Source organism: Delftia sp. DS1230 (assembly GCF_040112715.1).
Lineage (GTDB): Bacteria > Pseudomonadota > Gammaproteobacteria > Burkholderiales > Burkholderiaceae_C > Comamonas > Comamonas tsuruhatensis.
On record NZ_CP157763.1, the window covers coordinates 2,154,233 to 2,179,331 of the forward strand.

17 protein-coding genes (1 of these 17 only partly in view) are annotated in these 25,099 nt (G+C 66.4%); 4 read left to right on the forward strand and 13 right to left on the reverse strand.

Annotation, left to right across the window (positions count from 1 at the left end; translation table 11 throughout):
* Together AAN986_RS09565 and AAN986_RS09570 are read left to right on the forward strand one after the other, a co-directional pair.
* Positions 1-6,082 carry the 3' portion of an amino acid adenylation domain-containing protein gene (locus tag AAN986_RS09565; RefSeq protein ID WP_349335617.1) on the forward strand. It extends 4,436 nt beyond the left edge of the window, so 6,082 of the gene's 10,518 nt are visible here — the last part of the coding sequence; its start codon lies beyond the left edge, outside the window; the stop codon is at positions 6,080-6,082.
* Between the two features lie 206 nt (positions 6,083-6,288).
* Positions 6,289-8,694: a TonB-dependent siderophore receptor gene (locus AAN986_RS09570; RefSeq protein WP_047217996.1), complete on the forward strand. Its 2,406-nt coding sequence runs from the start codon at positions 6,289-6,291 to the stop codon at positions 8,692-8,694.
* Positions 8,695-8,770: 76 nt separating this feature from the next.
* Here AAN986_RS09570 and AAN986_RS09575 read toward each other — a convergent pair whose 3' ends face one another.
* From AAN986_RS09575 to AAN986_RS09595, 5 genes are all read right to left on the reverse strand, one after another.
* Positions 8,771-9,805 carry a FecR domain-containing protein gene (locus AAN986_RS09575; RefSeq protein ID WP_047217997.1) on the reverse strand — a complete coding sequence of 345 codons (1,035 nt, stop codon included), beginning with the start codon at positions 9,803-9,805 and terminating at the stop codon, positions 8,771-8,773.
* A gap of 12 nt (positions 9,806-9,817) precedes the next feature.
* Positions 9,818-10,417 (reverse strand): RNA polymerase sigma factor, encoded by a 600-nt coding sequence (locus tag AAN986_RS09580; RefSeq protein WP_047217998.1) that lies wholly within the window; start codon positions 10,415-10,417, stop codon positions 9,818-9,820.
* Positions 10,418-10,631: 214 nt separating this feature from the next.
* Entirely contained in the window at positions 10,632-11,930 is a 1,299-nt protein-coding gene (locus AAN986_RS09585) for a lysine N(6)-hydroxylase/L-ornithine N(5)-oxygenase family protein (protein ID WP_047217999.1), read from the reverse strand.
* Between the two features lie 11 nt (positions 11,931-11,941).
* Positions 11,942-13,054, reverse strand: a complete 1,113-nt coding sequence (locus AAN986_RS09590) for a GNAT family N-acetyltransferase (protein ID WP_047218000.1) — start codon at positions 13,052-13,054, stop codon at positions 11,942-11,944.
* A gap of 170 nt (positions 13,055-13,224) precedes the next feature.
* Positions 13,225-14,190 (reverse strand): alpha/beta hydrolase, encoded by a 966-nt coding sequence (locus tag AAN986_RS09595; protein ID WP_047218001.1) that lies wholly within the window; start codon positions 14,188-14,190, stop codon positions 13,225-13,227.
* Positions 14,191-14,435: 245 nt separating this feature from the next.
* Between AAN986_RS09595 and AAN986_RS09600 the strand changes: the two genes are divergently transcribed.
* Both AAN986_RS09600 and AAN986_RS09605 read left to right on the forward strand, forming a co-directional pair.
* Entirely contained in the window at positions 14,436-16,157 is a 1,722-nt protein-coding gene (locus AAN986_RS09600) for a cyclic peptide export ABC transporter (protein WP_047218002.1), read from the forward strand.
* Positions 16,158-16,178: 21 nt separating this feature from the next.
* Positions 16,179-17,033 carry a N(5)-hydroxyornithine transformylase PvdF gene (locus AAN986_RS09605; protein ID WP_046988135.1) on the forward strand — a complete coding sequence of 285 codons (855 nt, stop codon included), beginning with the start codon at positions 16,179-16,181 and terminating at the stop codon, positions 17,031-17,033.
* Positions 17,034-17,186: 153 nt separating this feature from the next.
* Here AAN986_RS09605 and AAN986_RS09610 read toward each other — a convergent pair whose 3' ends face one another.
* From AAN986_RS09610 to AAN986_RS09645, 8 genes are all read right to left on the reverse strand, one after another.
* A complete protein-coding gene (locus tag AAN986_RS09610) occupies positions 17,187-17,945 on the reverse strand; it encodes a 3-hydroxyacyl-CoA dehydrogenase (protein ID WP_034363673.1) in 759 nt (252 codons plus the stop codon).
* A gap of 131 nt (positions 17,946-18,076) precedes the next feature.
* Positions 18,077-19,123 (reverse strand): extracellular solute-binding protein, encoded by a 1,047-nt coding sequence (locus tag AAN986_RS09615; RefSeq protein ID WP_016450487.1) that lies wholly within the window; start codon positions 19,121-19,123, stop codon positions 18,077-18,079.
* 126 nt (positions 19,124-19,249) lie between these two features.
* Positions 19,250-20,626: an MmgE/PrpD family protein gene (locus AAN986_RS09620; RefSeq protein WP_047218003.1), complete on the reverse strand. Its 1,377-nt coding sequence runs from the start codon at positions 20,624-20,626 to the stop codon at positions 19,250-19,252.
* Positions 20,623-21,534, reverse strand: coding sequence for a polysaccharide deacetylase family protein (locus AAN986_RS09625; protein ID WP_047218087.1), 912 nt, complete (start codon positions 21,532-21,534; stop codon positions 20,623-20,625). Before AAN986_RS09625 ends, AAN986_RS09620 begins: the two co-directional genes overlap by 4 nt.
* 11 nt (positions 21,535-21,545) lie before the next feature.
* The gene (locus AAN986_RS09630; protein ID WP_047218004.1) at positions 21,546-22,334 is read right to left on the reverse strand and encodes an enoyl-CoA hydratase; all 789 of its coding nucleotides are present in this window, start codon (positions 22,332-22,334) and stop codon (positions 21,546-21,548) included.
* Entirely contained in the window at positions 22,331-23,527 is a 1,197-nt protein-coding gene (locus tag AAN986_RS09635; protein WP_047218005.1) for a CoA transferase, read from the reverse strand. Before AAN986_RS09635 ends, AAN986_RS09630 begins: the two co-directional genes overlap by 4 nt.
* Before the next feature lie 14 nt (positions 23,528-23,541).
* Positions 23,542-24,852 carry an amidase gene (locus AAN986_RS09640; RefSeq protein ID WP_052862657.1) on the reverse strand — a complete coding sequence of 437 codons (1,311 nt, stop codon included), beginning with the start codon at positions 24,850-24,852 and terminating at the stop codon, positions 23,542-23,544.
* Complete coding sequence (locus AAN986_RS09645; RefSeq protein WP_016454374.1) at positions 24,845-25,009, reverse strand: hypothetical protein; 165 nt, start codon at positions 25,007-25,009, stop codon at positions 24,845-24,847. Before AAN986_RS09645 ends, AAN986_RS09640 begins: the two co-directional genes overlap by 8 nt.
* Positions 25,010-25,099: the final 90 nt, after the last annotated feature.

Below are 25,099 nucleotides of genomic sequence, written 5' to 3' on the forward strand. Positions count from 1 at the left end.
CCAGGGGCCGGGGCAGGGAGCCGAGGGGGGCTGGGAGGGCGTGACCCTGCTGGGCGGGCGCGAACGCACCAATTACCCGGTAGCCATGTCCATCGACGATCTGGGAGACGGCTTTGCCTTGGTGGCTCAGACCAGCGCGGCCGTAGGAGCGCAATGCCTGTGCGATGCCCTGGAAGCGGCCACCGGCGTTCTGGTCGAAGCGCTGGAGCGCAGTCCGGCGCAAAGCGCGGGCGAGCTGCAGCTGCTGTCGGCGCAGGAGTGGGCATTGCAGCAGCGATGGGGTGTCCAGGCCGTAGCCGACCCATGGCAAGCGCCTGTGCACCGTGCCATCGAACGCCAGGTCCGCGCCACGCCCGGCGCCGTGGCGCTGGTCTTTGGGAGTCTGTCGCTGAGTTACGGGAAATTGAACCAACGCGCCAACCAGTTGGCGCACTGGTTGATCGCGGCCGGTGTGGGGCCTGAGAGACGCGTGGGCATTGCGCTGGAGCGCAGCTTCGACATGGTCGTGGCGCTGCTGGCCGTCATGAAGGCGGGCGGTGCCTATGTTCCGCTGGACCCGGAGCAGCCTGCCCAGCGACTGTCATCCATGGTGGAGGACAGTGGCATTGAATGGCTGCTCACGCACGGTGCGCTGCGCCATGGCATTGCGGCGGGCGATGGCCTGCAGGTTCTGGCGCTGGACGGGCTGGATCTTGACAGCCAGCCTGGCCACGACCCGCAGGTACCTGTGCACGGCGAGAACCTGGCCTATGTGATCTTCACCTCGGGCTCCACGGGGCGGCCCAAGGGGGCTGCCAACCGGCATGCAGCGCTGCACAATCGCCTGGCCTGGATGCAGAGCGCCTATGCGCTGGACGCCTCGGACGCGGTCCTGCAAAAGACGCCCTTTGGCTTCGATGTATCGGTCTGGGAGTTCTTCTGGCCGTTGATGGCAGGCGCAAGGCTGGTGATTGCCGCGCCTGGCGATCACCGCGATCCCGCCCGGCTGGTGGAGTTGATCCGGGGACAGCGGGTCACCAGCCTGCACTTTGTGCCGTCCATGCTGCAGGCCTTTCTGGCCCATGAGGGCATGCAGGCCTGCACCGGCCTCAGGCGCATTTTCTGCAGCGGCGAGGCACTGCCTGCCGAAGCGCAGAATGCCGTCTTGCGGCATCTGCCCCAGGCGCGCCTGTACAACCTGTACGGCCCCACCGAGGCAGCCATCGACGTCACGCACTGGAGCTGCCGCGATGACGGCGGAAGCCAGGTGCCCATAGGCCAGCCCATCAGTGGCATCAGGACCTATGTGCTCGATGCCTGCATGCAGCCTTTGCCGCAGGGCGTGGCTGGCGAGCTTTTCCTGGGTGGCACGGGGCTTGGACGCGGCTATCTGAACCGGCCGGGCCTGACGGCCGATCGCTTTGTCGCCGACCCCTTCGACGCCGATGGCGCTGGCCGGCTCTACCGCACAGGCGATCTGGTGCGCTGGAGCGCACGGGGCCAGCTCGAATACTTGGGCCGCATGGACCACCAGGTCAAGATCCGGGGACTGCGCATCGAGCTGGGCGAGGTCGAGGCACAACTGCTGGCCCAGCCCGAAGTGCGCGAAGCGGTCGTGGTGGTCGCGGGTGGCCCGGGCGGGGGGCGACTGGTGGGCCATGTCTCGGCCCGTGCGGGCAGGCACATCGACTGGCCGCTGCTCAGGCAGCGCCTGCTGACGCTACTGCCGGACTACATGGTGCCGACGGCCATCGTGGTGCTGCCTTCCCTTCCGCTGAATTCCAACGGCAAGGTGGACAGAAAGCAGTTGCCCGAGCCCGGCCAGGACCATGACGGCGGCTATGAGACGGCGCAGGGCGAGGCCGAACAACTGCTGGCGGGCATCTGGGCTCAGGTGCTGGAGGTGGAGCAGGTCGGTCGGCACGACAATTTCTTTGCGCGCGGTGGCGACTCCATCCTGAGTCTGCAGATCGTCAGCCGTGCACACCGTGCGGGCTGGAAGCTCACGCCCCGGCAATTGTTCGAGCAGCAGACCATTGCCCAGTTGGCGACGGTCATGCTGCCGCTGCAGGGCATGGCCTGCGAGCCGCCGGTGTCCGCAAAGCCCGGGCAACTGGCCGATTTTCTGGATGCCGATGCACTGGCTGCGCTGGCCCTGGATCCGTCAGCCATCGAGGATGTCTACCCGCTCACCCCCACACAGGAGGGCATGCTCTTTCACGCCATGGAGGCGCCAGGCTCGGGGCTGTATGTCAACCAGCTGAGCGTGCAGCTGTCCCATGTCGATGCCGCGCGCCTGGCGCAGGCGTGGTCGTCCATGGTGCAGCGCCATGCCCATCTGCGCACGGCATTTCTTTGGCAGGAGGGCATGCAGCGGCCCCTGCAATTGGTGATGCGTGAGGCAACGGCGCAATTTGCCGTCAGCGACTGGCGTGCGGACCCCGATGCGGGCCTGCGGCTGGAGCCATTTGCAAGGCAGGAGCTGCTGCAGGTGCCCGACTGGCTTGCGCCGCCGCTGGTGCGGGTGTGCCTGATCCGGCTCACCGAGACGCGCTATCAGCTGATCTGGACCCAGCAGCACATCGTCTCCGACGGGTGGAGCGACTCCCGCCTGCTGGGGGAATGGCTGCAGTGCTATGCAGGCGAGGATCTGCCCGCACGGCCCCCTGCCTACGGCGACTATGTGCGCTGGCTGCATCGGCAGGATGCCCGGGCGGCGCAGGCATTCTGGACAGAAGAGCTTCGCGCTCTGGATGGCGCCTGCCTGCTTGCGGGGGCTGCCTCGGGCGAGCCCTCTCCTGGCTACGGCAAGGTCTACACGCGCCTGGGCGCCACTCGGACGCAGGAGCTCCAGCGCCATGCCCAGCGCGAGCGGGTGACCATGAACACACTGGTCCAGGCTGCTTGGGCGCTGGTGCTGCAGCGCCACACCGGCAGTTCCCGGGTGATCTTCGGCGCCACGGTGGCGGGGCGGCCTGCACAGGTGGAGGGCGCGCAGGAGATGCTGGGCCTGTTCATCAACACCATTCCGATTGCTGTGAACGTGCGGCCCGGGCTGTCGTCGGGCGAGTTCCTGCGCGGCATGCAGGCACGCAACCTGCGCGCCAGGGAATTCGAGTATGCGGCGCTGGCAGATATCCAGCGCTGGGCCGGCTGCTCCGGCAGGCCGCTGTTCGACAGCATCATCGTGTTCGAGAACCATCCGGTGGACCGGACGCTGAGGCAACTGGACCGCTTCGGCCTGGAATTCGGCAGCGTGGCAGGCAGTGGTCTGACGGGCTACGCGATGGACCTGCAGGTCACCGTGGGCGAGACGCTGGAGATCGAGTACTGCTATGCACGCAGCAGCTTCGACGAAGGCCAGGCGCTTACCATGCAGCGCATGGTCGAGCATCTTCTGGACCAGATGCTGGTGGGTGCGGCACAGCCGGTGGGATCGCTGGGCTGGCTGGACCCGTCGGTCAGGACGGCCGTGCTGTCGCTGGGCCAGGGGGGGGCGCAGCCTGCTCCGCGATCGACGGTCCATGCCCTGATCGAGCACCAGGCGCAATCCCGGCCGCAGGCCGTCGCGCTGAAGATGGGCGAGGCGCAGATGCGCTATGGGCAGCTCGATGCGCAGGCCAACCGACTCGCGCACCATCTGATCGCGCAGGGTGTAGGGCCTGACAAGGTGGTGGCTGTGGCGCTGGAGCGTTCGCTGGACACCATCGTCACCCTGCTGGCCGTGCTCAAGGCCGGAGGCGCCTATCTGCCGCTGGATATCGCCTATCCCGCCGACCGGCTGGCCTTCATGCTGAAGGACAGCGGCGCCGTGCTTCTGCTGAGCCAGCGCTGCGCCTGGCCACACCTGGCGGGCACCCAGGTCGCGACGCTGCTGCTGGACGAAATCGATCTTCAAGGCACGAGCGAGGCGCGCCCTCTTGTCTCGCTGAGCCCGGACAACCTGGCCTATGTGATCTACACCTCCGGCTCCACCGGCATGCCCAAGGGTGTGACGGTGTCCCATGGACCCTTGGCCATGCACTGCCTTGCCACGGCGGAGATCTACGGCATGACGGCGGACTCCTGCGAACTGCATTTCATGTCGTTCTCGTTCGACGGAGCGCATGAACGCTGGCTCACGCCGCTGTGCGTGGGCGCCAGCCTGGCCGTGCGCGACAACGAGCTGTGGACTGCCGAGCAGACCTACCAGGCCTTGCACCGCCACGGCGTGACGACGGCGGCGTTTCCCCCTGCCTACCTCGGCGAGATCGCCGAATGGGCGGCGCAGCGCGACGATGTGCCTGCGGTGGAGCTGTACGTGTTCGGGGGGGAAGCGATGCCCAAGGCTGCCTATGACAAGGTCCGTGCACGGTTGAAGCCGCGCTGGCTCATCAACGGCTATGGCCCGACGGAAACGGTGGTGACGCCGCTGATCTGGCGCACGTCGTCAGAAGGCAGCTTCGATTGTGCCTACGCGCCCATAGGCCGACCTGTGGGTGAGCGCTGCGCCTATGTGCTGGACGACGATATGCAGCTGCTGCCCGAGGGCATGATCGGCGAGCTGTACATCGGTGGCTATGGCCTGGCGCGTGGCTATCTGGATCGGCGCGCGCTGACGGCCGAGCGCTTCGTCGCTGATCCTTTCGACGACCGTGGAGGCAGGCTGTACCGCACGGGCGATCTGGTGCGCTGGTTGAGCGGCGGCAACATCGAGTACATCGGCCGGGCCGATCACCAGGTCAAGATCCGCGGCTTCCGCATCGAGCTGGGCGAGGTCGAGAAGGCAGTACGCAGCGTGGCGGGCGTGATGGATGCCGCCGTCCTGGTCCATGACGCGCCGGGGGGCAAGCAGCTGACGGCCTACGTCGTGGCGAATGCCGCCAGCGCCGGCCAGGTCCTGGCGCGGAGCGTGCGCCAGCAACTGGGCGAACGATTGCCGGACTACATGGTGCCCGCGCATGTGCTGCTGCTGCCCGCCCTGCCGCGCCTGGTCAGCGGAAAGCTGGACCGGCATGCCCTGCCCGCGCCGCAAGCGGATGCGCAGCGCCACCATGCTCCGCCATCGACCGCCGAGGCGCGTGCACTGGCGCAGATCTGGGAGGAAGTGCTGGGAGTGCAGCCCGTGGGCGAAACGGACAATTTCTTCGAGCTGGGCGGGGACTCGCTTCTGAGCCTCAGGATGCATGCCAAGGTCCGCAAGCTCGGCAACAGCCGGCTGGACTTCAAGCTGCGTGATCTTTTGCAGCGGCCCACCATCGCCGGGCTGCTGGGGTTGGGCGCTGCAGCGGCGCAGCTGCCTTGCGGCCTGGTGGCCTTGAATGCCGTGTGCGATGCCGCGCCGCCACTGTTTTGCGTGCATGCTGGCTTTGGCACCGTGTTCGACTACCAGCCTCTGGCGCGGGCTTTGAATGGTGTCCGCACCGTCTACGCCATACCGTGCCGCAGCCTGGCCGATCCCGCGCATCTGGATGCTTGTCTGGAGCAGATGGCCGATGACTACTGCCGCATGGTGCGTGCCGTACAACCGACGGGTCCCTGCCATCTGCTGGGCTGGTCACTGGGAGGTACGCTGGCGGTGCTGATGGCGCAGCGGCTGCAATCACGGGAGCCGGGCACGGGTTTCGTGGGCCTGGTCGATCCCTTTGTGCCGCCTGCATCGGGGCAGGTGGCAGACGCATGGTGGCCCGACTTTGTACGCTTTGCAGCCTATCTGATGCCGCAGGTCCGCATCGAAGATCTGGCCGAACTCGGTGCTGCGCAGGAGCCCAGCATCGACCTGCTGGCGGGTCCCATCGACCGCCTTCTGGGTCGGGCAGAGACTGACCATCCTGCGGGTCATGCATCCATGGATGGAACCGGGCTGGCACAGGCTTTCATGACGGCACGGCACCTGAAGCGCCTGTCTCTGCAGATGGACAGGCTTCCTGCCTTGGAGGCGGAGGTTGACCTGTGGTGGAGCCAGGACCGGGATGCTGCAGACCGTTCACGGCTGGAACGTCAGCTGGGGCGGGAGCCCGCGAGTGCTGCCGATATTGCGGCCGACCATTTTTCGCTCATGAGGCATGAGGATCTGGTGGCGCAGTTGCTGCAATGCCTGTCGCTGGAGCCTGTGCCGGTTTGAGGCCGCCGCCCGGCGGGGTCATGAACGGCCAGGCACGTTGTGCCTGGCCGGCACATCTAGGTGTTTACACATTGTCTCCATTTTTTTGCGCTGAACGTCTCTTTGGCAGGAGGTGCACAGCTTGCGGGACTTTTCCTTCGGCATCGCCAGCGGCTGCACCAGATGAGTTTCGAGTTTCATTCAAAGCCTTTGGGATTTTTCTAGCCATGCGTTCTTTGCCCCGTCAACATCTGTTGAGCCTTACTCTGGCTACAGTCTTTGGTTCCGCCTCCATCTGGAGCCCTCTCGCCGCTGCACAGGGGGCAGGGCAGACCAGCCAGGTCTTCGACATCAATGTTCCGGCGCAGGCCTTGGCATCGGCGCTCAATGAACTGTCCCGGCAGACGGGGTCGCAGGTGTTCGCTGCCGGGGATGTGGTGTCGGGGCTCAGTTCCCGTGCCGTGACGGGGCAACTGACCTCCGAGCAGGCGCTGCGCGAAATGCTGACCGGCTCCCCGCTGCAGGCCACCAGGACGGCCAACGGCGGTTTTGCCATCCGCCGCATGCCGGAGCCGGGCGCTTCTGCAACGACTCTGCCCGTGGTCACGGTCACCGACCGCGAGGATTCATACGGTCCCATCCAGGGCTATACGGCCAAGCGAAGCGCGACGGGCGCCAAGACCGATACGCCGATTGTGGAAATTCCCCAATCCATCAGCGTTGTCGGCGCCGAGGAAATCGACGTTCTCAAGTCGCAGAACATCCAGGACGCGCTGGGCTATGTGGCTGGCGTCAGCCGCTCCGAGGGACTGGACAGGACCACGGATACGTTGATCGTGCGGGGCTTTCAGATCGACGGCAACGGCAATCAGTACCGCGACGGACTGAAGTACACGGTCAATCGCTACAACGGCCAGCAGGAACCGTATGGACTGGATCGCATCGAGCTGCTCAAGGGTGCGGCATCCGTGCTGTATGGCGCGGCGTCGCCGGGTGGTGTGCTCAACACGGTGAGCAAGCGCCCCACGACCGCGCCGCTGCATGAACTCAATATGGAACTGGGCAGTTTCAACCGCAAGCAGGTGTCCGGTGATTTCGGCGGCGCGCTGGACAAGGATGGAGAGTGGTCCTACCGGCTCACTTTCCTCAAGCGCGACAGCAATACCTTCATCGACCATGTGCCCGATGACCGGTTCTATATCGCTCCTGCGCTGAAGTGGCAGCCCAATGCAAACACCTCGCTGACGCTGCTGACGGAGTACCAGAAGGACAGGACCGGCTATGTGCTGGGCCTGCCAGAATCCGGCACCATCTTGCCGAACATCAATGGCCGCATCCCGCGCAACCGCTTCGTCGGCGAGCCCGGCTTCGACACCTTCGAAGGCGAGCGCTATTCCGTCGGCTATGTGTTCGAGCATGCCTTCAATGACAAGCTCAAGCTGCGTCACGGCCTGAGGTACATCCATGCGGATATCCGGTACCGATCGGTGTTTGTCTCCGGCCTTGCCAGCGACCAGCGCACATCCCGCTACCGCGGCACCTTGTCGCGCTGGGACGATTCTTCGGGCCTGACCAGCGATACCTCGCTGGAGTATCAAGGGGTCACCGGTCCGGTCAAGCACACCCTGCTGGCGGGCGTGGACTACTATGCACCGCGCCACTCCAGCGAACGCTATGAGGGCAGCCTGGGGAGCATCGACATCTTCAATCCCGTGTATGGCCAGCCCATCGGCAACGTGGATATTCCCAATCCTTTCTCCTGGAGGAGCAAGGCGAGGCAGTTGGGCGTCTATTTCCAGGACCAGATGAAGATCTCCGACAAGTGGGTCGTGCTTCTGGGCGGGCGGCATGACTCCGTGCGGTACGACGAAAGCAATTTCTTCACTGGCGAGAAAAGTGCGGACAACGAAAAAAGCAGCGCCTCCACTGGTCGCGCCGGCCTGGTGTACCTGGCGGACAACGGCCTCGCGCCTTTCCTGAGCTACAGCGAATCCTTCGAGCCTACGTCCGGCCGAGACCGTCTCGGGTCCCGGTTCAAGCCAACCACGGGTGAACAGGTGGAAGCGGGCATCCGTTTCCAGCCCAAGGGCTCCAACACCTTGATTTCTGCGGCCGTGTATCAGCTGACCCGCCAGAACGTCCTGGTGGCAGATCCCCAGGACCCCACGCTGAGCAGCAGCATTCAGGCTGGCGAGATCCGCTCGCGCGGCTTCGAGCTGGAAGCCAGAACCTCCATCAGCCGCCATGCCAATGTGATCGCCGCCTATGCCTATACCGATGCCAGGACCACGCGCGCCAGCGCCCTGCAGCCGGAACAGCAGGACCGTCGCACTTATGGCGTTCCCCGCAACCAACTGTCGCTGTGGGGTGACTACAGCTTTGGCGAATTCGGCCTGCCCGGTCTCAAGGTAGGTGTGGGCATGCGTTACGTTGGCAGCACCAGAAGCCAGAATTACAACGTGGTGCCCTCCTTCACGCTGCTGGACGCCATGGTCAGCTACACGACGGGGCCATGGAGGTTTGCCCTCAACGCCACCAACCTGGCCGACAAGACCTATGTCGGCAGCTGCAGTACCGTCTGCTTCTACGGCGAGCCCCGCAAGGTGATCGGCACGGCCACCTATCGCTGGTAAGCGGGCATGGGCCATGGGCCACGGCTGGAGCGATCCGGCCGTGGCCTTTTCTTTGTCGGGGAGCCGAAGGCGCCGCTCAGAGCGCCTGCAACTGCACGCCGCCACCGGCCTGCGGGCGCACCCTCAGCGGCAGGATGGACGGCAGCACGGCCAGCAGGCCGGCCGAGTCATTGGCGCGAAAGCGCCCGGTCAGGCGCAGCGCGGCCACGCGCGCATCGGCGGCTTCGATGGGCTGGGTGCGGTAGGCGTTGACGGTGGCCAGGGCCTCGGCCAGCGGGGTGTTCTCGAAGACCAGCCAGCCTTCGCGCCAGGCGGACAGCGTGGCGGCATCGGCCTGGCGCACGGCCTCGGCCTGGCCGTTGCGGATGTCCACGATCTGGCCAGGCAGCAGGTCCAGCGTTGCCGCCGCCGGGCCCATCGCATCCTGGGCATCCCTGCCCAGCACCCGGACCCTGACATGGCCATGCTCCACGCCCACGGTGACGGGGCCGCCGCGGTCGCGCACGGTGAAGACCGTGCCCACGACCTCGATGCGCGCCTCGCGCGTGATGACCTCGAAGGGCCGGTCGGGATCGGGGGCCACGTCGAATCGCACTTCGCCCCGGGCCATGGACACGCTGCGGCGCTGGCGGTAGAGCGTCACGGCAATGGCGCTCTGGGGCGCCAGTTCCACCAGGCTGGCCTGCAGCGGCAGCTTGCCGTCGGCCAGAGTGATCTTGAGGATCTGCGAGTTGCGCGTGGCGTAGGCCGAGGTGTGTATGGGCTGCTGCCAGTACCAGTAGGCGCCCCGGCCCGCCAGCGCGCCTGTGCCCAGCAGCCCGGCGAAGGACAGCAGCAGCTTGCGGCGCCGGAGGGTCTGGGTGGAGCGCGAGGCCCGGTCGGCCAGCAGGGCGGTTTCCTGGAACTGCTCGCGCAGGCCGCCGGACATGCCGCCCAGCAGGTTCCAGCGCAGGTGCGCCTCGCGTGCGGCGGCATCGTGCCGGGCTGATTTCCCGCGCCATTCGCCCAGGGTCAGGCGGGCCTGGTCGGCCACCGGGTCGGGAGCGATTTCGCTTTGAACGATCAGCGTCAGCGCATGCTCGACCATGCGCTCGCTAGGTGCACTTGCCATGGAAAGGGGGAGTCAGGATGCGTCGTCGGTCAGTGTACTGTTGTCGAAATCCATGGCGCTGCCCAGCGCATGGTCCTCGATCAGTTCGGAGCGCAGCTGGGCCAACACGCGCGAGCAGTCCAGCGTGGCGCGCACCATGTGCTTGGCGACGGCCATTTCGGTGATGTTGAGCTGATCGGCGATTTCCGCGCGCGTGTAGCCATGGGCGCGAAAGAGGATGAAGACTTCGCGCCGGCGCGGCGGCAGGCTTTCCAGCGCCTGGACGACGCGGTTCAGGATCTGGCGCTGGGCGGCCAGGGTTTCGCTGGAGGGCGCACTGTGCTGCACCACCATTTGCTGGCGCGTCCATTCCTGGGCGGTCTTGCGCTTGCGCGCGTCGTCGATGCACAGATTGCGTGCCACTCGAAACAGCAGCGCGCGTGGGGATTCGATGCCGGCGTCGGGCAGGGTTTCGGCCTTCTTGCCGCTGCGCAGGCCCAGGGCGTGCACATAGACCCGCTCGAAGCTCGATTGCGCGATGTCGGCCGCATAGTGCGGATCTCGGAGATCGCGCGTGAGCTGGCGGCGCAGATCGCCATAGTGAGCCACGAGTTCCTGGATCAGGTCACGCATCCGGATACCTGCCTTTCCGCAAGGGCGATGGGTTGGAACCCCTGGGTCCGTACAGAGAAGGGCCTACCGGATGCCGCAACCCCGGCCAGGGCCGGGGCGGTGCAGCAGCGGGTATGGGATTCAGCGGCGCAGGTGATTCGAATTCAAATGCAAATGGTTTGCATTCAAATTATGGCATGGGAGATTCGTGCGGCATCATGCCCGGTGCGATCTTTCAGTCCTGCAGCGCCAGCTGTTCTGTGCGCGCAACATCGGGTTTTTGGGCTTGCGCTGCCAGCAGGGCGTCGCCGATTTCGCCGGTGCGCACCGAAGTGACGGACAGCAGGGTGTCGCTGAGGCCGTGGGAGCCCTCGCAGGCGCCCTGCAGGAAGATGGCGGGGCGAAAGTCCGGCGTGGTGTGCACCTGGTAGTCGCGGCTCACGGAGAAGTCGCCCAGGTAGGGGGCCAGCGGGTCCAGCAGGGTCTTGTGGTGCTCGCGCGCATAGCCGGTGGCCAGCACCACCACGTCGTAGCGCGATGCATGGTCGATGCCGCTGTTGAGATCGCGCAGCCCCAGGTGGATGCCGTCGCTGGCGGCGCGCACGTCCTGCACCTCGTGGCGGCGCAGGAAGCGATGGCGCGTATCGCCGACGACCTTCTGTTCATAGAACACCTTGAAGATGCTCTCGATCAGCTCCAGGTCGGGACAGGCGTAGTTGGTGTGCCAGAACTCGCGCAGCAGGGCGCCGCGCTCGTCGTGCGGGCGGCTGTAGACATGGTCCACGAAGTCGGCGTTGAAGATTTCGTTGACGAAGGGGCTGTCGTCGGAGGGGCGGATGGAGCGGGCGCGCATGACCAGGTCGATCTCGGCCGTGGCGTAGCGGCCATGCAGGTCCATGAAGATTTCCGCTGCGCTTTGGCCCGCGCCCACGACGGCGATGCGCAGCGGCCTGGCATGCTCGGCAATGCTGCGCAGGTAGGCGCTGGAGTGGAAGACGCGCGCGTCGCCGCGCAGGGGCTTGAACTGCTCGGGAATGCTGGGCGTGCCGCCGATGCTCATGACCAGGTTCTGTCCCAGGCGCTCATGCACGTTGCCGGCCGCATCGCGCGAGCGCACGCGCAGCAGCTCCACCTTGCCGTCGCGTTTTTCAGGCAGCACCTCGATGACTTCCTGGCCGTAGACGCAGCGGTCCTCGAACTTGGAGGCGGCCCAGGCCAGGTAGTCGTTGAATTCGTGGCGGCTGGGAAAGAAGGTCTTGAGGTTGATGAAGTCCTGCAGCCGGCCCTTCTCGTGCAGGTAGTTGATGAAGGTGAAGCGGCTGGTGGGATTGCGCAGCGTGGCCAGGTCCTTGAGGAAGGACACCTGCATGTGGGCCTGCTCCAGCAGCATGTCCTTGTGCCAGGCGAAGCGCGGCTGCTTTTCGATGAAGACGGGGTGCATGGCCCGCGCGGTGGTTTCGCGCTCCTTGAGGGCGATGGCCAGGGCAATGTTGGAGGGGCCGAAGCCGATGCCGATCAGCGGGTGGGTTTGCATGGAAGGTCCTTTCATTGGGTCGATGCGTCCAGTGCGTCCGGCGCGGCTGCGTCGGTCTGCGGTATCCACAAGGCGTCTGCGAAAAAGCGTTCCCTGAGCAGCACTCCCAGCACGGCGCGCTTGTGCGGGAAGTCGAATTCCTTGACCAGCGCATAGCCGCAGCGCGGCAGGCTTTTGCGCATCTTGCGGTTGTCGGCGCGCGGCTCCACGACGATGCGCTGCGTGCGGCAGTCGTCCAGAAAGAGGTAGTGCGACAGCGAGGGCAGCCAGGCCGTCAGGTAGGGCCTGCCGCGAAACGGTGCCTCCCCCACCAGCGCATGCCAGCCCCGGTCATGGTCGCCCGCGTCATAGAAGGGGGCGATGCGGTCTTCCTTGGCCCAGTAGGCCTCGAAGTAGCCGAAGGGCTCGCCGTCGAAGCAGCCGATGAGGCCGAGCGCATGCGGGTCGCCGGCCATGCGCTGCAGATAGGCGCGGTGGTGGGCAAGGTCGCCGCTTTCCTCCCAGAAATGCGCGACGACCGGGTCGTTCATCCAGCGGTGGATGAGGGGCAGGTCGGCCTCGGGCTCCACGGTGCGAAAGCTCAGCGTGCGGCCCAGCCAGGGGATGAAGCGGCGGTAGACTTCGCCGCGCGGCTTGTGCAGGCGCACGGGGTGGCGCCGGCCTTCGGTGAGCGTGTAGTGCAGGGCATAGGGTGGGCGCGGGCGGGGCAGCCACAGGGGCTGCTGCCACAGCACGCTTCTTGCCACGCACGGGGCCTGGCCCGGCTGCACTGTGGCAATGCTGTCGCGCAGGCCCGGTGGCAGGCGGGGCAGGGACAGCTCGATTTCCCGGGCATCCGGGCGCAGGCCGAAACCGGCCTGCAGCGCGGCCAGCAGTTCATCCGCTTCGGGCATGCCCGAGCAGGGGCCCAGCCATTGCAGCCGCAGCAGGCCTGGCGCGGCCGCGGGTGACAGGTTCCAGAGACTGTGCTTGCCGGGCCTGCCGGCATCCACGGACCCCGAACGCTCCAGGCGCAGCCGCTGTCCATCGCCGAAGACGCTGATCGTCTCGGCGCCTGCATGGGCAAGGTAGCTGGCGCCGGAGGCGTCCGGTGACGGTGTAGCGGTGGCTTCGACTGGACGCACGTGGACTCTTTCAGATGGAGTGCCCCGCGTGCGGGACACGGATGGGGGCAAGGGCACAAGGGACGCAGGGGACGCAGGGGACGCAGGGGACGCAGGGGACGCAGGGGACACAAGGCAGCCTCATGACCGGGATGACGTGCAGGCGCGGCAAATGTTCATGCCAGGGCCGTTCATGCCAGGGCCGGGATCCGGGCCGCCTGGAAGGAATGGGCCAGTGCCTTGCAGATCCGGCCGCGCAGCACCTCGGTCTCTTCGGTGAGGGCGCCCAGCCGCGCAAAGTCATGGACCATGCCGGCGTAGATCTGCAGGTCCACGGCCACGCCGGCGGCCTGCAGCCGCTCGGCATAGCGCTTTCCTTCGTCGATCAGCGGGTCGTACTCGGCCAGCACCATCAGCGTGGGGGCCAGCCGGCCCAGGTCGGATGCCTGCAGCGGGGCAAAGCGCCAGTCCTGCCGGTCCGCATCGCTGCGCAGGTATTGGCCGAACATCCAGGCCAGGGTGTCACCTTCCAGCAGATGGCCGGTGGCCAGGCGCGCATGCGAGTCACTGTCCTGCTGCGCTGCCGTGCAGGGGTAGAGCAGCAACTGCAGCAAGGGCTGGGGCATGCCCGCGTCGCGCGCGGCGATGCACAGGGCCGTGGCCAGCGTGCCCCCGACGCTGTCGCCGCCAATGGCCAGGCGCTGCGCGTCCAGGCCATGGCGGCCGCCGTGCTCCAGCAGCCAGGCCAGGGCGTCCTCTGCGTCGAGGAAGGCTGTGGGAAAGCGGTGCTCTGGCGCCAGCCGGTAGTCGATGGCCAGCACATTGCAGGGCGTGCCCAGCGCCAGGCTGCGGCACAGGCTGTCATGCGAGTCGAGCCCGCCCAGCACGTAGCCGCCGCCGTGAAGGAACAGCAGGCAGGGCGCGGCTGTGTATTCAGGGGCTGCGCGGTAGAGCCGGGCACGGATACGCGCGCCGTCGCGCGTGGGCAGATCCAGGTCCTCGGTGGGCAGATCGTCGCCCGGCAGGTCCAGCGCCAGCGTGGCGTTGTCGTAGGCGGCGCGCGCCTGCGCTGCCGTCATCTGGCTCATGCGCGGGCGGCTGGATGCCTGGGCGTTGGCGAGTTCGAGAAATGCTTGCAGGTCGGGGTGGAGAGCCATGGCGTCCTTCGGGTGTGCGGCAGACAAGGCAGGGCGGGCCGATGCAGGGCATGGCGCCCGCGCTGCCCCTTCTTCGTGATGACGCAGGGCGGCGGAATTTGTTCATCGCCTGGGCGATGAACATTTTTGGCGCGCGCACGTCTTGCAGGGAGTAGGGGGCGCTCGCCGTGCGTCGCGCTCCAGGAAACGCCGGGCCGCGCCGGCATTGCAAGGCCATGCGCCCACGGGCGCCAGAGGAATCCCTTATGGAAAACGCCAGCCGACCGCCCTCCGAGGTACTGCGCCTGCTCAGGCCCTTCCTGCCGTGGATGGCCCTGTCCGTGGTCACGGGCATTTGCGCGGGTGGGGCCACGGTGGCGCTGCTGGCGACCATCAACCAGGTGCTCAACCGCCCAGGCGGATTGGCCGGCGGGCTGCTGCTGACCTTCATCGCCCTGTGCGCCACCGTGCTGGTGTGCCGGGCCGCGTCCGACATGTCGGGCAATTTCGTGGGGCAGCGCCTGGTGGCCCGGCTGCGCAAGGAGCTGGCCAGCAAGATCCTGGCCGCGCCCATCGATGCGCTGGAGCGCTACCGCACGCACCGCCTCATGCCCGTGCTCACGCAGGATGTGGACATGATCAGCGACGTGGCCTTCGTGCTGGCCTCCAACGTGATCGCCCTGGCCATTGCGCTGGGCTGCCTGGCCTACCTGGCCCTGCTGTCGCCGCCGCTGTTTGCCATGCTGGTGGTGGCGCTGGTGCTGGGCGTCAGCCTGCAGGCGCTGGCCCAGTCGCGCGGCGTGGCGGGGTTCTGGAAGGCGCGCGATCACGAGGAAGTGCTGCACAAGGCCTACCGCGCCATCAGCGAAGGCGCCAAGGAGCTGCGCATGCACCGCGCGCGCCGGGGCCGCATCTTCGACGGGCAGATCGGCTCCACCGTGGATGCCATCCGCCGCATCAACAGCCGCGCCATCAACACCTATGTACTGGCCTCGGCCTTCGGCTCGGCGCTGTTCTTTCTGTTGATCGCCCTCATCCTGGGCTGGGCCGCGCTGCGCACCACCGAGCCCGTGGTGCTCACCGGCTTCGTGCTGGTGCTGCTGTTCCTCAAGGGCCCCATGGACCAGATCGCGGGCGCGCTGCCCAACCTGGGCCGTGCCAAGGTGGCGCTGCAGCGCATTGCCGACCTGTCGGCGCGCTTTGCCAGTCCCGAGCCGCACCTGCACCTGGACCTGGACAGCCCGCCCGGCGAGGTCCGCCTGGACCACGGCCTGGAGCTGCGGGGCGTGCGCTATGCCTTCGATGCGCCCGAAGGCGGCAAGGCCTTCGAGATCGGCCCCATCGACCTGAAGCTGGGCAAGGGCGAACTGGTCTTTGTGGTGGGTGACAACGGCTCGGGCAAGACCACGCTGATCAAGCTGCTGCTGGGCCTGTACGCGCCCCAGCAGGGCGAGATCCTGCATGACGGCCAGCCCGTCACGGCACAGACGCGCGATGACTACCGCCAGCTGTTCACCACGGTGTTCTCGGACTTCTACCTGTTCGAGGACCTGGTGGCCGGTGGCGAGGAAGGCCAGGCCGCCGCGCTGCCCGAGGCCGCGCTGCCCTACCTGCAGCGGCTGGAGATCGCCCACAAGGTCAGCGTGCGCAACGGCAGCTTCAGCACCATCGACCTGTCCACCGGCCAGCGCAAGCGCCTGGCCCTGGTCCACGCCTATCTGGAGGGCCGGCCCGTGCTGGTCTTCGACGAATGGGCGGCCGACCAGGACCCGAGCTTCCGCCACCTGTTCTACACCGAGCTGCTGCCCGAGCTGCGCGCCAGGGGCCACCTGCTGGTGGTGATCTCCCATGACGATCGCTACTTCCACCTGGCCGACCGTATCGTGCGCATGGAGGCCGGCCGCATGGTCCTGCCGCAAGACGGGGCGCAGCCGGTGGCGGCTGCATCGGCCAGTCCCGCCAGTCAAGGCGTGCTGGCCGACATCTGAATTCCTGCTGAATCCACGAACATGGCAAAGACAAAACTCGTCTACATCTGGTCCCTGAGAAACGCCGCCGCCGACCAGGCCGGCCAGCACATCGCCTACAAGGGCGCAACGCGCTACATGAAGTCGCCGCTCGAATACCTGGGCGAGCTGTTGGACACCAGCCCGCTGGGCGATATCTACAGCCTGGAGGCCGTGATCCACGACGACGACGAGGCCTCGCCCCGCGACCGCGAAAAAATCGGCGACTACGGCTTCAGCTACCAGCCTGGCGGCCGCTGGTTCTATCCGCCGGACCTGCGCATCCAGGGGCGCAGGGTCAATGACCTGCTCATGGCCGTGCCGTCTTCCTACCGGCGCCTGCCGCTGAACGATCCGCAGCGCGCCGCGGGCAAGCAGATGTTCGAGGCGCAGTTGCAGGACAGGCTGGTACAGCTGGGTGCCGAGCGGGTGGTGCTGGATGGCCTGCTCGTCATCCTGGACCGGCTCGTGCGGCCCGGTGCCCTGTTCCACCGCAGGATCGCCAACATCCACCCCGGCATCACGCGCCTGGAGTCACCCTATGAACGCCGGGGCGCCTGCGCCACGCTGGACGCGCTGCATGGCGCACAAGGCTACAAGATCGTGGACTGGAAGACCATGGAACAGCGCCCGGTCCCGCCCCTGTTCAAGACCGGCGCATCCTTTCACTACGTGGACAACGGCATCGACTCCGGCGAAGTCATCGCCGACGTGCTGGGCACCGACATCGATCCCCAAGACACGATTCTTGAGCTGCGCTGGAACAACTTCCAGCACAGCCTGTTCCCTGCATTGCGCAAGGGGCTGGAGATGATGGCCAGAGCGCCTGCAGACACGCCTGCAGACACCACGGTGTGACAACGCGCGTATCTCAAAAACCGGCACGGCCCAAAGCGAGGGACACCGAGCAAGGGCCTATGCCGGCCGCGCCGCCCCGCCGCGAGGGTGTCGTCCCCCTCCCTCGCGAAGCGAGAAAGAGAGGGGGAAGCGGCGCAGCCGCTCAGGGGGTGCTTACTTCGGCGCCAGACGAATGGCCCCGTCCAGCCGGATCACCTCGCCATTGAGCATGTCGTTGTCCAGGATGTGGCGCACCAGCTTGGCATAGTCCTGGGGCGTGCCCAGGCGGCTGGGGAAGGGCACGCCGGCGGCCAGCGCATCCTGCACTTCCTGCGGCATGCCGAACAGCATGGGCGTGCCGAAGATGCCGGGGGCAATCGTCATGTTGCGGATGCCGTTGCGCGCCAGGTCGCGCGCAATGGGCAGCGTCATGCCGACCACGCCGCCCTTGGACGCCGCATAGGCCGCCTGGCCGATCTGGCCGTCGTAGGCGGCCACGCTGGCCGTGGAGATCAGCACGCCGCGCTCGCCCGTGCTCTCGGGCTCGTTGGCCGACATGGCGGCGGCGGCCAGGCGGATCATGTTGAAGCTGCCGATCAGGTTGACCGTGATGGTCTTGGAGAACAGCGCCAGGTTGTGCGCGCCGTTCTTGCCCACGGTCTTCTCGGCGGGCGCAATGCCTGCGCAGTTGACCAGGCCTGCCAGCTTGCCCAGGCTCACGGCCTTGTCCACCACAGCCTGGCCATCGGCCTCCTGGCTCACGTCGCATTTGACGAAGACGCCGCCGATCTCGCGCGCCACGGCCTCGCCCTTGTCCGCCTGCATGTCGGCGATCACCACCTTGCCGCCCTCGGCCGCCAGCATGCGCGCCGTGCCTTCGCCCAGCCCGGAGGCGCCGCCCGTGACGATGAATACCCGGTCCTTGATCTGCATGGAATGTCTCCTTGGTTATCTGACGTTGACGTAAACGTAACTCTCAAATTATGCATGCAGCCCCGGCCGCAGCCATGTCGCGCCCAAGAAAAAGCCCGGCAGTGCCGGGCTGGTGATGGGCGCGATGGGGATTACTGGAACCCGGCACGGTCCAGCATTTGCTGGACCTTGGTCATGTTCTTGCCCACGGCCGTGATCGGGATGGTCTCGCTCTTGAAGGGCTTGCCGCCGGTCATTTCCTTGAGGGCAGGGTTGTCCAGTTCCACGCCCTTGGCTGCTGGCCACTCGTTGTTGCCGTTGGCAAAGTAGTTCTGGGCGGCGGGGCTGGCCAGGTACTCCAGGAACTTGACGGCGTTGTCCTTGTTCTTGGCATGGCGTGCCACGGCGCCGCCCGCGATGTTCAGGTGCGTGCCCCAGCTGGACTGGTTGGGGAAGACCACGCCGATCTTGCCGACCACGGCCTGGTCCTCGGGCTTGCCCGAGCGCATCATGCGCGCCAGGTAGTAGCTGTTGGTGACGCCGATGGTGCATTCGCCCGAGGCCACGGCCTTGATCTGGTCGGTGTCGCCACCCTTGGGCGGGCGGGCCAGGTTGGCCTTCATGCCCTGGATCCAGCCCTCTGCCTTTTGCTCGCCCATGTGTTCGACCACGGTGCCGAACAGGCTCAGGTTGTAGGGGTGCGAGCCCGAGCGGATGCACAGCTGGCCCTTGAACTTGGGGTCGGCCAGCGATTCGTAGTTCTGCACGTCGGCAGGCTGGACCTTGGCCTTGTTGTAGACGATGACGCGGGCGCGTGTGGACAGGCCGAACCAGCTGATGCCATCGGCCGTGGGCTGGGCGCGCAGGTTGGAGGGAATGGCGTCTTCCAGCAGCTTGGAGTGGATGGGCTGGAACAGCCCATCGACCTCGCCGCGGTACAGGCGCGCGGCATCGACCAGCAGGATCACGTCGGCCGGCGAGGCCTGGCCCTCGGCCTTCAGGCGCGCAATGATGCCGGCGTCGTCGCCGTCCACGCGGTTGATCTTGATGCCGGTGGCCTTGGTGAAGCCGTTGTACAGCTCCTCGTCCGTGGAGTAGTGGCGCGCGGAGTAGAGGTTGACGACCTGGGAGTCGGCAATGGCTGTGCCGGCAGCCACCAGGGCGCAAGCGGCAAACAGGGCTTTCAGGGATTTCGACATGAAGACAGGCCTCTCTTTGTTGGCAAAGCGCGATGATAGGTCAAACGCGAATTGTTCTTAATAAAGGGAAGAGGCTTCCAAAGGTTTTCTCGCCCCAGGGCCTTTGTGCGTTGCAGGGTGCAGTGCTCAGTGCGGCGAGGATGCCGGACGCATCAGCGCAATGATGTCGCGCAGGTCCGTCTGGTCCTGCAACTGGCGCAGCGCCTGCCGCAGTTTCTCGGCCCGTGCACTCGGTACCGGCGGCAGTGCATGCGCGCAGCAGGCGTGGAATTTCGCATCCTGCTCGGCTTCGTTGAGCGGCAATGCGGGGCTGCCAGGAAGATCGGGCATGTCCAGTGACAGCACGCGCCCATTGCAAAGCCGCAACTCCACGCGCTGGGGTGTCATTGCATTGGGGTCGGGGTTGCCGTCGTCGAGCACCTGCACGCGTGAGGCCAGCTCCAGCCTGCGCGGGTCGGACAGCATGGCGGCGTCGAAGTCGTCCAGGCCTACGTGGCCTTGCAGCGCGGCCGTGGCCACCGCGTAGCCCATGCACAGTCTTGCGCTGGCCGAGTCCATGCCGGCGTGCGCCGGCCGGCCTACCAGGCGCACGATGAGTGCAGAGGCATGTACGCATACGCTTGCGATGTCCTGCGCGTGCAATCCGTGCTCGCGCATCAATTGCAGTACGGCGCCTATGCCGCTGTGCGTGGCGCGGCCTGTGGGGTAGGGCTTGTGGCTCATGCGCTCGATCTGGAACACATGACCCACGTCGGCAGCCACTTCGTGCCAGCGGGCCTGGCCGGCGTCGAACAGCGCGAAATAGCCAAACGGCCCTTCGAGAATGTCACGCGGCCCAGGAAAACCCGCTTGTGCGAGTTCGAAGGCTGTGATTGCGGCACGCGCGTTCAGTCCTACCTGCAGTCCTACGGCCGGCGATCCCTCGGCATGCGCCTGCATGGTGCCCGACAGATGGCTGTAGGCCAGGCCCAGCGCATCACGCGTGGTGGTCTCGTCCAGACTCGCCAGCTTGCACAGTGCGGCCGTGGCGCCCAGCCCGCCGCACATGGCGGGCCGGAAAAAGCGCATGGGCGCGCGCTGCGCCAGCGCCACATGGATGGCGAAGTCCAGGCCAGCGGCCACCGCCTCTATGAGTTGGCGGCCGTCGATTGCGCCCTCGCGCTCGGCGTAGCCCAGCGTCGCAGGCGCGATGCAGGCGAATGCATGGACCACGGCGCGGTCATGGATGGCATCGAATTCCTGATTGAAGACCTGGTAGGCGTTGAGCATCACCGCACTGGCCAGCGGCAGTCGCTCGCCGCTGGCCCACACCGTGGCCTCTTGTCCCTGGCCCAGGGCCGCTGCCGCCCGGTGCAGCGCGGCCATGCGCGGATGGCGTGAGCCTGACAGCCCCACGCCGACTGCATCGAGCAAAAATGCCTTGGCGGCGTTCACGGCAGGCGCGGGCAGGTCCTCATAGCGCAGGTGCTGTACGTGCGCGACCAGTGTGTCGATTGCATTCATGCAGCACCTCGGTCATGCGTGCAGGTGGGTGGCGGGCACTGCTGCGCATACCAGGCATGCAGGGTGGTGCCTGTCACGAAGCGGGTCATCGGATGCTGCTGTAGCCGATCCAGCATGGACTCGAAATCGGGCAAGCGATGGGGGACTCCCATCAGATGAGGGTGCAGGCCCAGCGTCAGCACGCGCGGTGAGCCATGCTCGCGCACCTCGTTCTCGAAAACCTGCAGCGTGCTTTCCAGGCGGCGCCCGAACTCGCCCGTGGCGTGCTTTTCCACGGCGTGAATGACCGAATCGTTGAGTTCCAGCGCGTATGGAAGCGCCAGCAACTGACCGCTGGAGGTCTGCATCCAGTTGGGCAGATCGTCCAGGCACCAGTCGAATACATGGTCTATGCCGGCCTGGGCCAGCAGGTCGGGCGTTTGCAGCGTTTCTCGCAGGCCCGGCGACAGCCATCCGCGGGGCCGGATTCCGCAAAAGCGTTCTATGCGGTCCAGTGCGCTGGAAATGGCCCCGGCTTGGTCTGAACCACCATCGTGCGACAGCGCGCGCTGGTGCATGCCATGTCCGATGATTTCCCAGCCTGCGTCCAGCAATGCCTGAGCGGCCTGGGGATAGGCGTCGATGACGGTGGCGTTGAGGCTGGCCGAGGCAACAAGGCCGCGGGTGCGAATGGCCGCCATCATGCGAGGCAGGCCGCAGCGCAGACCGTATTCGGCCCAACTGAAGTTGGGAACGTCGGGCAGATTCTCTCGGCCGTGGGGCGGCGTGAGTATGGTGCGCGGCATGGGCTGGTCAAAGGGCCAGTGCTCCACATTGATGACCAGGTGGACCAGGATATGTCGGCCGTCCAATCCGCGCAGCGCTGGCCTGCGGCTGGATAGCTGAAACGGGATGCGGGGATTGTTCATCATGGGTGCGGTCATCGGCCTGTGAATGAAGGGGCGCGCTTTTCCGCAAAGGCGCGGCGGCCTTCTGCATAGTCCGCGCTGTCGAAGCATTGGCGTATCAGTGCCTCTGTGGCCACGGCCTGTGCACTGCTGCCTGGCTGGCGCGAGGCCAGTATGGCTGCTTTCGCGGCGCGCAACGTCAGCGGCGCGTTTGCTGCGATGGTCTCGAGGCGCGCGCGTGACATGGCTGCAAAGTCTTCCAAAGCAAAGCACTCCTGCACCAGTCCCCTGGCCAGGGCCTGGAATGCGTCCAGCGTGCGTGCCGTGTAGAACAGTTCGAAGGCTGATGCCATGCCTGTCACCTCGACGAGACGGCGCATGTCGGCCAAGCCGTAACCCAGGCCGAGCCGTGCGGCCGGCATGCGCAAGCGCGCGCTTGCGCTGGCATAGCGCAGGTCGCAAGCCAGTGCCAGGCCAATACCCCCGCCCATGCAGGCGCCCTGGATCAGCGCCACGGTCGGGGCGGGAAACCCTGCCAGCGCCTGCTGTGCCTCAGAGACTGCCTGGTTGTAGCGCAGCACAGCCTCGGCGCCATCGCGAACCTGATCGAACTCTGCGATATCAGCGCCCGAGACAAAGGCCTGGCTGCCTGTGCCCTGCAGTGCCAGCACACGAAGGCCATCGGCCTCGCGCAATTGGTACAGCGCCTGCGCCAGCTGCTGCCACATGGCCAGCGTCATTGCATTGCGCCGTTCGGGGTGGCAGATCGTCAAGGTGGCGATGCCGTCGGTCAACGCCTGCTGGATATGGCCGCCGCTCATACCACCCCCTCGCTGCGCATGCGCTGCACATCGGCGGTGCCATAGCCGATCTCGGCCAGCACTTCCTGTGTGTGCTCGCCCCAGCCAGGCGCGGGACGCGCAATGCCGGCAGGCGTGCGCTCCAGGGTGACGGGCTGGGAGATGAGCCGGTAGCTGCTGCCATCGTCGCCGGGGACGGCCTGCGCCACACCCAGATGTCGCACCTGGGGGTCGTCGAACACCTCAGGCATGGAATAGACCGGACCTGCGGGAACACCTGCGTCATTGAGCAGCTTCACCCAGTGGGCTACGTCGCGTTCCCGAAAGCGCCTGGCCAGGGCCTCGTTCAGCGCAGTGCGGTGGCGCACGCGCAGTTTTTCCGACGCGTAGCGCGGGTCCTGCAGCCACGCGGCCTCGCCCAGACAGTCACACAGACGCTTCCAATTGCCCTCTCCCGAGGCTCCCAGGTTGAAGGCGCCATCGCGCGCATTGAACAGGCCCATGGGGCTGCTTGTGGGATGGTCATTGCCCACTTGCACCGGCAGGTCGCCTTCGTTGAGGTAGCGCGCGGCCTGGAAGTCCATCAGCGCTATCTGCGTGTGCAGCAGCGAGCTGTGAATCCACTGACCCAGGCCCGAATGCTCGCGCTCCAGCAAAGCCAGCAGGATACCGACGGCGGCATAGATTCCGGTGCCGCAATCGGCCACGGCCAGACCTGCACGCAGCGGTCCGCCACCAGAAAAGCCGGTGACCGACATGAGCCCACCCATGCCCTGAATGATCTGGTCGAAGCCGGGCCTGCCTGCATAGGGACCGTTCTGGCCGAAGCCCGAAATGCTGGCCAGGATGACGCGGGGGTTGATGGCGCTCAGCTTTTCGTAGGACAGACCCAGCCTGTCCTTGACATCGGGCCGCCAGTTCTCGACCACCACGTCGGCGTCGACCACGAGCTTGCGAAATACCTCCAAGCCCTCGGGCGTCTTGAGATTGAGTGTCAGCGACCGCTTGTTGCGGTTCAGGTTCTGGAAGTCTCCCCCCTGGCGGTCGGCGGCAAACATGGCCTCATTGGGATCGATGCCTGCCGGTGGCTCGATCCGTATCACATCGGCGCCGAAGTCGGCAAGGATGCGCACGCAGGTCGGGCCGGCCCGCACGCGTGACAGGTCAAGCACTCGCAGATGCGCAAGGGCGGGGGATGCGTTGATTTGAGGCATGTTGTCTCCCGGTATCAAGGGTGCACAAAGTGATGGAAGGGCAAGGCAAACTCGTGGGCAAAGGCCAGCAGCAGGCTTTCGCTGCCGGGTGCTCCCACGATCTGGACACTGACCGGACGGCCCCTGCCGTCCTTGCCCACGGGCATGACCAGCGCTGGCAGCCCCAGGTAGTTGATATAGGCGTGGTGGCGGTGCATTGCCGCCAGCGCGCGAGGGTCGAAGCCGGGGCAGGAGGTTGTGACGGTCTCGCGGTCGGGCACGCCTTTTGGCAGGCAGGGCGTCAGCAAAAGGTCGATGCCGTCCAGGCAGGTGGTCATGAAGGCATGGCTCTGTGCCGGTATCTGATGCAAGGCATGGCGATACCAGCCATTTGGCATGGCCCAGCCCGGCAGGGCGATGGCCCTTGTGGCCGGAGCCAGGGTGTCAAGCTCTGTGCGCACAGCGGCCTCCAGTGAAATGGCTGCCTCGGCATGCAGGACGATCTGGGCCAGCCGGTTCAGCCGGCCCAGGTCAGGCGCCGGGCGGTTTTGGATCTGCACGCTGGCGTGCAGGCTCTTTTCGAAGAGGGTCAGCGCAGCCGCCACGCCGGCATCCTCGTGGGTTGTGCGCATTGCGTTGCCGATGCGCCAGCGCGGTGGGGGATCCGGCGTGTCAGGCCGCGTCGGCAGCATGGCTGTGAAGATGCGGGCCGCATCGGCCGCGCTGCGCGCGATCACCCCGACGGTATCCAGAGTGGGAGCCAATGGCGCCACGCCATCGGAGGGCAGCAGGCCGCGCGTAGGCTTCAGGCCGATCAGGGCGCAGGTTGCCGCCGGCATGCGCACTGAGCCCGCCGTGTCGGTGCCCAGCGAAGCCGCGCAAAGACCCGCAGCCACGGCCACGGCCGATCCGCTGGACGAGCCGCCGACGGCAGCCTGGGCGTCAAGAGGGTTGAGCAGCCGTGGTGAATGGAGGCTCTCTGCCGTGGCGCCGCATGCAAATTCCGCCATGGTGAGCGTGCCCAGGTGCAGTGCGCCCTGCGCCTTCAGCCGTTGCAAGACGGTGGCGGCCGGCCGGATCTGCCCCGTTGTGCGAGGCCGGCCCAGACCTGGTACGTGCAGGCCTGTGTCGAAGACGTCCTTGTGTGCCAGTGGCACGCCGGAGAGCAGGCCGCCGGGTTGGGGCGACGGTGCGGCAAAGATGTGCTCCGCGCAGTGCCACTGCGCGTTGCGGCGCCTGAATTCGGTGGCCAGTGCTGCCGCATGACTGTCATGTGCCGAGGGAGGCAGCAGGGCGAAGCGCCGGAGCATTTCGTCCACTGAAGGAAGCGTCTCGAACTCAGCCATGGCCGGGCTCCGTGCACTCCAGTTCGTTCGCCACGGCGCTCAATCGGGCCAGTGTTTGGGCAATGGCCTGAAGGTCCTGCGGTGGCAAAGCCAGGCCCCGCAGCCGGCAGGCCAGCGCAGCCCAGGCCAGCCAATCATGTGAGCAGTCTTCGTGCATGGTGCTTGTCTCCTGCTACGCTTGTGCATTGATCTAATTTTGAGTGTCATAAATATATTTATGAAAGTCAAGGAAATAAAATCAGGCGGC